Origin of the sequence: Paenisporosarcina macmurdoensis, from assembly GCF_042658845.1 — a bacterium.
Lineage (GTDB): Bacteria > Bacillota > Bacilli > Bacillales_A > Planococcaceae > Paenisporosarcina > Paenisporosarcina macmurdoensis.
On the sequence record NZ_JBHSRI010000010.1, the window covers coordinates 19,483 to 32,046 of the forward strand.

Genomic DNA, 12,564 nt, shown 5'->3' on the forward strand with positions numbered 1-12,564 from the left:
ATTCCTCCTTTATACATAAGTTTTGATGAGTGAAAGCAAGTATTGAATAAGCGCAAAATAAAAAGGCATGAGTAGAAAAGACAAAGTTAAAAAAGGGAGAAATTCCCCTCGGATTTAACCAGGAATCTTTTCATACTCATGCCTGATCGAATCAGTAACACGTATGGTTGATTTAGGATTTATTTATTAAGCGTTGGAGATGAATCGTCAAATATAGGACTTCAGCTTCATCTACCGGCTTATTCAATTGGTTTTGCATCACTTTTATTAGCTTCCAAGCAAGATTATAGCATACAGGGTATTCGTTTTTCAACAATTCCTCTAGCTTATTCTCTTCTCCAATGGCTTGACCTTGGTGAGCGCGGTCAATAGCTCGGTGCAGGTGCTGAATTAGACGATGATAATCGACATCGTCCTTTTTCAATTGAATCGTAAGGTTTTTTTCGATAATTTCAACGAGTTGTGAAATTAACAGGTTGTAACGGTTGATGTCACGCAATGATTTATCTGAAACCGCACTATGGATATGAAGTGCGATAAAGCCGATTTCCCCATCTGGGAAGGCGATATCCATCCAATCTTCCACTTTTTTTACGACGCCTTTTGCGACTTGATATTCTTTTGGATACAAGGCCTCAATTTCATATATAAACGGATTGGAGAATTGCATGTCTTTTTTCGCTCGGTTGATGGCGAAGGCAAGGTGGTCTGTCAATGCCACATGAATATGCTCATTCAGTTCTTTGCCCATTTGTTCTTCCACAAACAGAAGCAGTTCATGGATAAAGATGATTAAGTTTTCTTCAATATGAGGGAGCAGGTTGACGTATTGTTCCTTTTCTTTTTCATCCTTCAATAAAAACGTTTTATCCGCTTTATCAAAAGAGATAGGATCTCCTTTATTGGTGTTGAACCCTATACCTTTTCCAATCAATACTACTTCTTTATACGTATCATGAACGGCAATTACCACATTATTGTTTAGTACTTTCTCAATGGTCAATATCTGTTTCATGTCAACCTCCATCCGCCGTCTGGTCTCTATTTTCTGCCAGATTGACTTGCGCAAACGGACATTGTTACTTCTACACTCGATATGTTACTTTCATTATATTCAATAAATACGTTTAATCATACTGGGAAGTTGTTGAGAAATAGAACTTTTCACCTTTATCTTTTATTATATAGGTACACTCTCAAAGAGCCGTGCCATTCTATCATTCCACAACAGAAATCAAATTGTAAGTTTTATTATGTTTTTGTGCATTCATTGAGTTTAGAAATAGCTAAGCGTATACTTGCTACATAAATTCGATTTACATTATTAGGAGGAAATATTTTGGTAGTAAAACCTAAAGCGATATTTTTAGACATGGACGGAACCATCTTAAACCATCATAACAAGGTAAGCATTCACACGAAAGAAATCATAGACGACCTGCGAAACGAAGGGATTTTCGTTTTTATTGCGACTGGCAGAAACGCTACGGAATTAAGAGAAATGCTACCTGAAGGATTTGAGGTAGACGCAATTATCACGGCTAACGGCATGGCCGGCTATATCGGAGAAGAAGTAGTATTCGAACATTCACTATCACGTGAACTAGTGGAAACCATCATTGAGAAAGCTCGGGAAAGTGAAGTATATTATGAACTTTTCCCATACGGCGAATCTCGAATGGTGTTACAGCAAGATAAAGATTATGTGTTAAATGAAATGAGAGAGCCAAAACCAGAAAGCGTAGAAATTAATGAGTGGATTTCACGCCAAAAAGCAATTAATGAAGAAATTCAGTGGACAGAAGAAATAACAGGAACTCAATTTTCGAAGTTCTATTTCTTCTCAAGAACTAAAGAGGCAATCAATAACTGGAAAATGGAACTTGAGCAGCTTCAGAAAGAAATTCCATTCACAATGACGCCTTCTTCTAGCCACAATGCTGAAGTGATGGTCGATAATGTCAGTAAAGCATCAGGCATCGAACAAATGTTAGAGCGCTTTGATTTAACTGGCTGTGAAACGTTAGCCATTGGCGACAGTGACAACGATCTGAAAATGTTCGAGTTTGTCAGCCACGCGGTAGCAATGAAAAATGCCCCGGATCACGTTAAAGAAGCTGCTGATGACGTAACGGAATTTACTTGTGATGAAGATGGGGTTTATCATTACCTTAAAACGAATGTCTTGGCGCTGAAAATTTAGTAGTACTATCTACAGTTTCTTTCGTAGGGAAAAACCATCTATTTAGTAGGATCATCGCAGGTATGAAGTGCCGCATGGTTGTTTTCAAGTAAAAGAATTATATATATATAGTAGAACCTCATTCGCTACTGGAATGAGGTTCTACTATACTTAAGGGAAGTACCTGATTGATAGGAATAACTTTGCAGGTTTTATACATAATAAGCCGCTAAAAAAGGAGACAATTAAATGAAGGATGTTTTCAGAAAAACATCAAGTGAAGTCTTAAAGACTTTGGATGTAACAGAAGCGGGTTTAAATACAGATGATGTTCACAAAAGGCGTGAGCAGCATGGCTATAACGAGTTGGAAGAAAGTAAGCGAAAGAGCAGTTTGCAAGTATTTGTTGAGCAACTTAAAGATTTTCTTGTCATCATCTTAATTGTTGCTGCCCTTATTTCTGCTTTTTTAGGTGAAATAGAAAATACAATTGTGATAATGATCGTCGTGATCCTTAATGCAATTCTTGGAACGGTCCAGCATGTCAAGGCGGAGCAAAGTTTAAACAGCTTAAAGGCTCTTTCCTCGCCAACCGCTAAAGTTTTACGTAATGGGATAAAAGAGGAAGTACCTTCTAGAGAAATCGTGGTTGGGGATATTCTTTATCTGGACACGGGTGATTTGGTCAGTGCAGATGGAAGATTGCATGAAAACAATAGCCTTCAGATTAATGAAAGTTCCTTAACAGGCGAATCGCTTAATGCGTCAAAAGATTTGGAGCCAATCGATGAAGATGACGTCTCTATTGGAGACAAAAAGAATATGGTATTCTCGGGAAGCTTTGTTACCTATGGAAGAGGCGTTGTCGTAGTTACAAACACTGGAATGAAGACTGAGATTGGCAAGATTGCCAATCTGCTAGAATCGGCTAAAGAGAAAAAGACACCTCTTCAAGCTAGTCTTGATACATTCGGAAAATACTTAGCGGTTATCATTATTGCGATTGCCGTTTTAATATTTGCGATCGACCTAATTAGAGGAAATGATGTCGTTGATTCGTTTATGTTTGCAGTAGCACTTGCAGTAGCAGCCATTCCAGAAGCTTTAAGTTCCATAGTTACAATTGTGCTTGCTTTTGGTACCCAAAAGATGGCAAAGGAAAATGCAATCGTAAGAAAACTTCATGCCGTTGAAAGCCTCGGAGGCATTTCTGTCATTTGTTCAGATAAGACTGGAACGCTTACCCAAAATAAGATGAGCGTTCAACAGGTTTATGTAGATAATAAGATTGTTGAGCATGACCAACTGGATCTTGAAACGGACATTCAAAACCGAATCCTATTGATGTCGCTTTTATGTAATGATTCGGAAACGGTTGATAATAAGGAAATTGGCGATCCAACTGAAATAGCCCTCGTCAACTTCGGTGATGATTATGATTATGACGAAAAAATCATTAGGGATAAGTATACGCGAGTTGAAGAGCTCCCATTTGATTCAGAACGAAAACTGATGAGCACTGTAAATAAATATGATGATAAATACTATATGGTCACTAAAGGGGCACTGGACGTCCTTATAGACAGGTTAGCGAACATTGAAACCTCTGAAGGAGTTTCACCATTTACCGAAAGTACAAAACAAGAAATAGAGAAGGTAAATAAAGAGTTTTCAATGAATGGTCTTAGAGTGCTCGGATTTGCCTATAAGGAAATAGCTGAAGGCGAAAATATTGATTTTAAAGATGAAAATGACTTAACCTTTATCGGTTTAATTTCTATGATGGATCCGCCACGAACTGAATCTGCGGATGCAGTTGCAGCATGTATTGCCGCGGGTATTAAACCGGTCATGATAACAGGAGATCATAAAATTACCGCTTCAGCTATTGCGAAAAAGATTGGGATATTGAAGCATGAGTCGGAAGCAGTCGAAGGTTTTGAAATCGAAAAGTGGAGTGACGATGAACTCAAGGAAAAAGTGGCCAATATTTCGGTCTATGCCAGAGTATCACCTGAGCATAAGATTAGGATTGTTAGGGCATGGCAAGAAAAAGGAAATGTGGTTGCCATGACTGGTGATGGCGTCAATGATGGGCCAGCTTTAAAGCAAGCTGATATTGGGGTTGCCATGGGAATTACCGGTACAGAAGTAGCCAAAGAAGCATCTGCCATTGTATTGACTGATGATAACTTCTCGACAATTGTCAAAGCCATATCAAATGGTAGGAGCATCTACGCCAATATCCAGAATTCGATCAAGTTTTTGTTAGCAGGAAATACAGGTGGGGTTTTGGCTGTCCTATATGCGTCCATATTAGCATTGCCGGTACCTTTTGCAGCTGTTCATTTGTTATTCATCAACTTGCTAACCGATAGCTTGCCTGCAATTGCGGTTGGACTTGAACCACATGATAAAGACATCATGAAAGAAAAACCAAGGGGTATCAACACACCATTGCTGAACAAAAGCTTCGCCTTACGAGTTCTATCAGAAGGGCTAATCATCGCAATTGCAACCTTGATTGCCTTCCATATTGGGTTATCAACGGGAGACCACATGGTAGCGAGCACAATGGCGTTCTCTACTTTATGTTTAGCAAGATTGTTCCATGGATTTAATGCTAGAAGCAATCAGTCGTTATTTAAGATTGGGCTATTCACAAACAAGTACCTATGGTTTGCTGTCATTCTCGGTGTAGTCTTGCTGCACATCGTACTATTGCTACCAGCACTTCAGGGAATATTTAAAATTGCTCCACTCAACGCAGCACAATTCGGTACAATTTACGCGATGTCTCTAATGCCACTCGTAGTAATCCAGTTGTACAAAGTACTAGTTGGGAAAGTGAATTTAGTTAAATAGAGAGTGCCTGATTCCTTTAGAGAGATAGAGGAATCAGGTTCTTTTTTTATGAATAGCCATGAAAATGAGACACGCGTGCCAAGTTTTTGAGCCACTTCGGACAAAAAACAGAGCCACCTCAGCCATATATCAAGGGCTCTTGAGAAAGATTTGAGGAGCAGTACAGTGTGACATCCAAGCTAAGTGTTGATTGAATTTCACTTAATCTAGTAGGAAACCATCGTTGAGAAAGCACGGGAAAATAAAGTATATTATGAACTTTTCCCATACGGCGAATCTCGAATGGTATTACAGCAAGATAAAGATTATGTGTTAAATGAAATAAGAGAGCTAAAACCAGAAAGCGTAGAAATTATTGAGTGGATTTCACGCCAAAAAGTAATTAATGAAGAAATTGAATGGACAGAAGAAATAACAGGAACTCATTTTTCGAAGCTCTATTTCTTCTCAAGAACCAAAGAGGAAATTCCATTCCCAATGACTCCTTCTTCTAGCCACAGTACAGAAGTAATGGTCGTAAATGTCAGCAAAGCATCAGGAATCGCACAAATGCTGCTAGCAATTTAATTTAACTGGGTGTGAAACGTTAGTCATTGACGACAGTGACAACGATTTGAAAATGTTCGAGTTTGTTCAGTCACGCCGTAGCTATGAAAAATGCACCGGATCAAATTAAAGCAGTAGTGGATGAAGTGACGGAATTTAATTGTGATGAAGATAGAGTTTATCAGTACCTTAAGCTAATCTGTTGGGTTAAAACAGTAGTAATGCCTTCAGATAATTACGATGGTGGTTTCTTGCAGAAAAAACTGTAAAGCTGTGTCATAGTAGTTATTAAAAATGATGGGTTAATTTTAGCTTCAAAATTTATTTTGGATTTGGAGTTTTTTGTATTATTTAAAAGCACATAAACTATTAGAATACTGGATGTTTGTTGTATTGGTGTAAAACCATTTGTGAAATTCCATTTTGTTTTATTGCAGAAAGATGTGATTCCAGCATCACAATTGCAAGTAGTACAGTAAGTATTTGAATCGAACATTTTTCATGACAGATGGGTTTTAAAGTAAGCATATGATTTAGTAGAAGGCTTGAAAAAGAGCTGTGGTTGGCTGATGGAATCAATTAATGGCCAGGACATTGAACGAATGTTGGAGCGAGGGCGGAATTGAAAAATTAGTTGTAAAGGAAAGGAAGCCCTCGAATCAGTTTCAGATACGCGGGCTCTTTTTATATCTTATAATGTTGAGAATATATGTGTTAATTTCTGAGGGAAATAAAAATTTATCCTATTCGACATATTCCTACAAAAAAATTAGAATTATTGTGTTATTTTACAAGAAAATAAACTAATTAAAACTTGAGAAAATTAAGATTGAGAAATTTTGGGTAATTAATCTATTCCATATTAAGGAGCTAAATAAAAATGCAATGTTATATAAGTTGGAGCTCGGAATTTGATAAAAAAAATATTAATTTCCTGAGGGATATTTTACAAAAACATAACGTAAAACCGATAGATGCATATGACTTACCAATTTCAGATGTAATCCATGAAGAACTAGAATTAAAAATTTCTAGGTCAGACTTTGTGATTGCATCAATTCATAATCTTTCACCGAATACTTTTTATGAAATCGGAATTGCTAGAGGATTAAATAAACCAATTTTTATTATTGTCTCAGAAAATATTTCTCATGTTCCAAGTTTTATTAGTGATTATTTATATGTAAAGACTGATTCAAATAATTTTGAAGTTATAATATTCCCATTAATACAATTTATCAAAAACTTGCCTAAACGAAAAAAGAAAAAAGAATCAAAAATTTCAAGAAAAAATATAGAACTTCCTAATTCATGGGACTTTAATCTATCAATGTTAAGATCAGTCGGAAATGAAAGGGAAGTAGAAAACTTCTTATTTAAAATATTTAATATTATGAATCCTGTTTCAAAAAATGCTTTACATGATAAGGGTGTAGATTTTGTATTGTGGCTGGATCAATCCACCACAATATTAGGTAATGCTTTATTCGTTGAATTGAAAATGGGAAACATTAATACACAAATACTTAATCAAGGTGAAAAAAAATTAAAAGATATGCTTCAAAATTCCAATAACAATGCAGGTTTGTTGCTTTATTTAGACAAAGAAGGAAAAAGATTTCCTTTGGGTGAATCACTAAATCCTTTAATTATTCGAATGGATATTGAAGATTTTCTCTCTGAAATAAATAAGAAAAAAAGTTTAATTGATGTAATACATGGTTGCAGAAATAATATGGCTCATGGAAAGGGTAATTAAAAATGACTAATTATTCCTCTTCTAGAATAAATAAGTATTTTTTAGACAGTGATAATTCACAATTAGCACATGAGAAAGGAAAAATTTTTGAAGATTTATCCTGCTATATCTTTGAAAAAGTTCCCGGAATATCAATCACAATGAGAAATGCAATGAATACGTTCGACACTGAAGAGATAGATGTAGCTTTATGGAATAACAGGATTCGAAAAGGACTTCATTTCTTACCATACATTATATTGGTTGAATGCAAAAATTGGAGTTCTGCCGTTTCAAGTATTGAAGTCAATTGGTTTGCAAGCAAACTAGAAGATAGGGGATTGGATTTTGGAATTTTAATAGCAGCAAACGGAATTACTGGAAATAATGATGAGATTAATAGAGCACATTTTATAGTAGCTCGACACCTAGCAGCAGGAAGAAGAATTATTATTATTAAGCGAACAGAAATAGAGCAACTTCAAAACACAGACCAATTTGTACTACTTATACAGACAAAGCTATGTGAACTAGCAGTAGCGGGTGTAGCTTTTCAATAACAAGAAAGTCTAAAGATATTTAGCTAGAACAAGCGATTGGGATATCTTCATACTTGAAGATTAATAGAATGATTAATAGAAGTGTTTAATAGGATAAATAGATTATTTATAAAGTGGTAAATTTTTATGTGTAAAAAAATGTAGTGTCAGGAGAATTTATGATAAAAGAAATTAAATTTAATAAAATTATAAAAGAAACAATTTTTTGTGAAGATTTTATAGACTTTAATGTAAATAATAGTATTAAATTTTCAAACCAAGGAATTGCGGTGTTGTATGGACCAAATGGTACTGGAAAGACAAGTTTAGCGAAAGTTTTGAATAGCGATAACAACGGTGAATATCATGCAGTTATTGAGGGCCAAAAATTCACTGAAAAAAACATAGATATTTTCCATGTTATAGCTGATCAAAATACTAGAAATATAATTAAAGGAAATACTAAAGATTTTTTACTGGGAGACAATATTAGAAAAGAATATGAACTACAGGAATTTATTAATTCCTCATTTGAAGAATTAATTCAAAAAAACTTGATTGGGGAATTGAAAAATAATTTTAAGATTAGCAAAAAGACTCATTATATTTTAGAAACCTTTCCAAATTATCAACTTAAAGGAATTATTGAGGATATTGTAAATACTAAATCTAAGGGAAAGAAGATTGATAAAGAAGACTTTTTCAAATATACATTTGAACTAAAAGAAAATGAATTAGAAGAATATGAACAAAGTAAGTTTGATTATATAATAGAATATATTGATCAAAAAGATTCCGCATTAAGAAACGTGCTCAAAATGAAACTTGGGAATTTTAATAGAAATGAACAAGTAAAAGAAATAGAAGAAAATAGTTTTGCATTAAAGGTATTGAATAAATTTTCTTATAAAGAAGATTGTGTTGTGTGTGATCATGAGAATATCAATGTTATTCAATTAATTAGTAAAAAAGAAGAAAACAAGGCTTTAGTTATCGGATCATTAAATAAAGAAACTCAAAAGATATTTGAAGGGCTGGATATATTAGAGTTTTCAAATGACCCTTTTTTAATTAAAGAAAAAATAATTAAAGCTGTTGAAGATGGTGAAATACAAATTGTTATAGAGTTACAAGAAGATGTGAGAAAATATATTAAAGTTATTCAAGAAAAATTAAGCAATTTGTTTGCAAATTGTGTATCAAAGGAATTGTTTGACAAGTACAATGAATATTTAGTGCTTATTAATGATAAACCTTTATTTAGTGATGAAGATATTTTATTTATTGAAAAAGTCGTTAGTGAAAATATAGGAAAAGATATTGTATTAAAGCGGGACGATAATAAAAATTTAATACTTCTATTAGATAATAAGGAATTTTTAAATAAAGATCGGGACAGTTTGCACTTAAGCAACGGTGAACAAAACTTTATTTCATTAGCATTTGAATTTTTAAAAGCAAAGAACTCATCATCTAAAATTGTAATTCTAGATGACCCAATTTCAAGTTTTGATTCTATTTTTAAGAATAAAATAGCTTTTTCAATAGTCAAACTTTTAGAAGGGAAAAATCAAATTGTTTTAACCCATAACACAGATTTAATAAAGTTATTAGAGCATCAGCTTAAACAATGTTTTAACCTGTATATTTTTAATAATACACCTGATGAAGAAAATGGTTTTCTAAATATTAATAGGGATGAACAAGACATTTTATTACATTTAAATAAATTGTTAGATTTTTTTAGAAGCAAAGTCTTTTATGAAATAGCAAATAAGGAACACTTTTTATTATCAATGATTCCATTTATGAGAGGGTATGCTCAAATAATTAACTTGCCAAATGAAAAAAATCAATTAACTCAATTAATGCATGGATATAATGATATAAAAATAGACTTAGTAAAAATTTTCAACAGTTTATTCGTAACAAGCTGTTCTTTGATTGGTAAATTTGAAATAACAGCAAAAGATATTTCTGATTTTGAAATAGATAATTTAAGTGTATTTCATACTACCACCTTGTGTAATGCATAATAAAAGTACAGAACTTTGCAATGAATTTGTACAGAGTTATGCATGAGAACTTCATGTAAATAAAAAAAGGACTTGCTAGCCACCCAAGTCAACCTCTACTGTTAAAGTGCGAACTCAAAACAGGTGGAGGTTTGAAAGGAATGCTAACAATGTCCGATATTAATTGTATCAAACACTTACGAAATGAAAAAGGACTTTCAATCGATGCGATTGCTAATACACTAACTATAAATTGGCGAACTGCTAAGAAATATGCAGATGAAAATGAACTCCCCTCGTCAATCATCAAACCACGCAAAGGTATGATGTATCAGGAAAAATGGGGAATGATGGTATCGGATTGGTTATTTGAGGATACGAAAGAAAAGAAAAAACTGAGAAGAAATAATTTGCAGATATTTAAAGAATTACAGAACTACGATTTCAAAGGCTCCTATAGAACGGTTTGTAATTTCATTGAAGAATGGAAAGTCCAAAATGATCGAACAGATCAGGATAAAGGGACTGAAAGATTAGAACACCCCTCGGGTGAAGCACAAGTGGATTTTGGTGTTATGGAAGCTGTAGAAGAAGGAAAAACTCGAGATATTCGCTTACTTATCATGTCATTTCCATTTAGTAATGTCGCTTTTTATGAACCGATGCCTTCAGAGAATCAAGAATGCTTATTAGAAGGTCTTAAAAAGTTGTTTATAAAAGCTGAGGGTGTTCCTAGAAAAATTAGAATAGATAACCTAACGCCAGCTGTCAAAAAGACAAAAAGTAAAACAGAGGATGCACAGTTAACGGATGAGTTTTTAAAATTCCAGATGTTTTATGGTTTTGAAACTCAAGTATGTAATGTACGCAGTGGTAACGAGAAAGGCCATGTAGAGAGAAAAGTTGGCTATATTCGATATAATCTTTTCAGTGTCCCCCCTGTCATCACAGGGTTGGAAGATCTTTCTGGAAAACTATTGGCATTCTCTATAGAAGATCAATATCGTAAACATTATCGCAAAGAAATTGAAATTAACGCACTTTGGGAAGACGAAAAAAAATCACTAAAGAAGCTTCCCAATCCGGGATATCCTGTGCGCAAAGAACAGTTAATAAAAGTAAATGCTTACAATGAAATAAAATTAGATAATACGGTATTACACATTCCTAAAGGAAAGAATCATATACAGCTGTTCTTAGTTTCAACGTGGAATGAATTCAAAGTGGTAACACAAGATGGAGAAATCATTGCCGAAGGTCCACGACCTTATATGAGTAAGCGAAAGTTGCTTCCATGGAAAGCAGTCTTCAAATCTTGGATTCTAAAACCTCGTGTTGTGGAATATTCAAGATACCGTCAATACTTGCCAGGCAGAATAAAAGATTATCTAGACATACCTTCTAATCATGTCCGAAAGCAGCGACTTGAACAAATATTATCATTACTTACACGATTTCAACTAGAAGAAATCAACGATGATTTTTACAAGCATATGGTGATGGATCAACCCATTGAACAGAATCATCCCTTTGATGTGAATTGGAATGAATATGACCAATTAGCACAGCAAGGAGGGTCGAACGATGCCAGAGAATCTACGAAATCTTTGTAAGCAACTTAGACTAGCTTATGTAGCTGATTCGTTTGAAAAAGTTGAATTTACTTCTCCCCATGAATATTTAGTAAATGTATTCGAGCAAGAAATCGAGATGCGAGAATTTGCAAAAGTGGAGAGGAATTTAAAAAAGGCGCGATTTTTAGAAAATAAATCTTTAGAAGCTTATCAATGGACAGCTGCTATTCGTTTACCTCAAACATTAAATAAAGACCAGCTAGAGAACTTAGATTTTATTAGGGATCATCAGAATATAGTTCTCGTAGGAGCTCCCGGGACGGGAAAAACACACCTCGCTTCTGCTTTAGGAAGAAGGGCCTGTGAAAGGGGTTATGAGGTGAGGTTTTATCGAGTTTCGCATTTGGTTGAGGAGCTTGAAACTGCCCACAGAAACGGGAAATTGAGCGCATTTCGAAAGAAATTTGATGATGTTCAACTCTTGATTTTAGATGAAATGGGTTATGTACCATTTAGCAAAGAAGGTGCAGAGATTCTATTCCAATTAATAACCGAGTTTTATGAGAAAAAAAGTTTGATTGTCACTTCGAACCTGGAATTTAGTCAATGGAATCGAATCTTTATTGATAGTAGATTAACCGCAGCCTTGGTCGATCGACTCATTCATCATGCCCATATCATAACGTACAGCGGAGAAAGTTATCGATTAACGAATGCATTATCACGTATCAACTGAACAAAATCTTTGGTGGCAATACTCTGTAAAAAAGATTGCAAATCTATGTACTTTTTTCTTGCAAAATACACACCTCTTATAAATTGCTAAATAAGACATTAAAGCATACATTTATGTATTTATATCTTCGATTAAATGTAGAGAGAACTTTGGTCGAAATATTTAAGATAAACACAAAAAGACATGATATGTTAACAAGCATTATTTTTCAAGCATTTAAAGGATCTTCTCAAGAAAATCAATATGGATAGTCAACACTAAATCATACAATTTTTTTAAGGGCTAAGTTTCTATAAGCTACCGGACTTAAATAGCTTAAAGAGCTATGCGAACGGCTATTGTTGTACCAATTAACGTAATCAAAAAGTT

Annotated in this window: 9 protein-coding genes and 1 pseudogene; 8 read left to right on the forward strand and 2 right to left on the reverse strand. The window is 34.2% G+C overall.

Going from position 1 to position 12,564, the window contains the following annotated elements; translation table 11 throughout:
- Positions 1–172: 172 nt before the first annotated feature.
- Positions 173–1,015 (reverse strand): glucose PTS transporter transcription antiterminator GlcT, encoded by an 843-nt coding sequence (gene glcT / locus ACFPYN_RS08960; protein ID WP_377733666.1) that lies wholly within the window; start codon positions 1,013–1,015, stop codon positions 173–175.
- Between the two features lie 324 nt (positions 1,016–1,339).
- Between glcT and ACFPYN_RS08965 the strand changes: the two genes are divergently transcribed.
- The 8 genes and pseudogenes from ACFPYN_RS08965 (at position 1,340) to istB (ending at position 12,195) form a co-directional block, all read left to right on the forward strand.
- Positions 1,340–2,203 (forward strand): HAD family hydrolase, encoded by an 864-nt coding sequence (locus ACFPYN_RS08965; RefSeq protein ID WP_377733667.1) that lies wholly within the window; start codon positions 1,340–1,342, stop codon positions 2,201–2,203.
- A gap of 228 nt (positions 2,204–2,431) precedes the next feature.
- Positions 2,432–5,047, forward strand: coding sequence for a calcium-translocating P-type ATPase, PMCA-type (locus ACFPYN_RS08970; RefSeq protein WP_377733668.1), 2,616 nt, complete (start codon positions 2,432–2,434; stop codon positions 5,045–5,047).
- A gap of 213 nt (positions 5,048–5,260) precedes the next feature.
- Positions 5,261–5,862, forward strand: a pseudogene (locus ACFPYN_RS08975) (HAD hydrolase family protein); the annotation flags it as partial.
- Positions 5,863–6,473: 611 nt separating this feature from the next.
- Positions 6,474–7,352, forward strand: coding sequence for a hypothetical protein (locus ACFPYN_RS08980; protein WP_377733669.1), 879 nt, complete (start codon positions 6,474–6,476; stop codon positions 7,350–7,352).
- A gap of 2 nt (positions 7,353–7,354) precedes the next feature.
- Positions 7,355–7,891 (forward strand): restriction endonuclease, encoded by a 537-nt coding sequence (locus ACFPYN_RS08985; protein ID WP_377733670.1) that lies wholly within the window; start codon positions 7,355–7,357, stop codon positions 7,889–7,891.
- Positions 7,892–8,049: 158 nt separating this feature from the next.
- Positions 8,050–9,906 (forward strand): AAA family ATPase, encoded by a 1,857-nt coding sequence (locus tag ACFPYN_RS08990; RefSeq protein WP_377733671.1) that lies wholly within the window; start codon positions 8,050–8,052, stop codon positions 9,904–9,906.
- Between the two features lie 140 nt (positions 9,907–10,046).
- On the forward strand, positions 10,047–11,498 hold the full coding sequence (gene istA, locus ACFPYN_RS08995; RefSeq protein ID WP_377733672.1) for an IS21 family transposase: 1,452 nt from the start codon (positions 10,047–10,049) through the stop codon (positions 11,496–11,498).
- Positions 11,470–12,195 (forward strand): IS21-like element helper ATPase IstB, encoded by a 726-nt coding sequence (gene istB, locus ACFPYN_RS09000; RefSeq protein ID WP_377733673.1) that lies wholly within the window; start codon positions 11,470–11,472, stop codon positions 12,193–12,195. The genes istA and istB overlap by 29 nt, the downstream gene beginning before the upstream one ends.
- 262 nt (positions 12,196–12,457) lie before the next feature.
- On the opposite strand, the gene ACFPYN_RS09005 is transcribed toward istB, so the two are convergent.
- Positions 12,458–12,564: IS3 family transposase (locus ACFPYN_RS09005; protein WP_377733674.1), on the reverse strand; the 107-nt coding region annotated here is incomplete at its 5' end.

Excerpts from the sequence above, each read along its gene's own strand:
- glcT (WP_377733666.1), bottom strand. The coding sequence starts at position 1,015 with ATGAAACAGATATTGACCATTGAGAAAGTACTAAACAATAATGTGGTA.
- ACFPYN_RS08980 (WP_377733669.1), top strand. The coding sequence starts at position 6,474 with ATGCAATGTTATATAAGTTGGAGCTCGGAATTTGATAAAAAAAATATT.
- istB (WP_377733673.1), top strand. The coding sequence starts at position 11,470 with ATGCCAGAGAATCTACGAAATCTTTGTAAGCAACTTAGACTAGCTTAT.
- ACFPYN_RS08990 (WP_377733671.1), top strand. The coding sequence starts at position 8,050 with ATGATAAAAGAAATTAAATTTAATAAAATTATAAAAGAAACAATTTTT.
- ACFPYN_RS08985 (WP_377733670.1), top strand. The coding sequence starts at position 7,355 with ATGACTAATTATTCCTCTTCTAGAATAAATAAGTATTTTTTAGACAGT.
- istA (WP_377733672.1), top strand. The coding sequence starts at position 10,047 with ATGCTAACAATGTCCGATATTAATTGTATCAAACACTTACGAAATGAA.
- ACFPYN_RS08970 (WP_377733668.1), top strand. The coding sequence starts at position 2,432 with ATGAAGGATGTTTTCAGAAAAACATCAAGTGAAGTCTTAAAGACTTTG.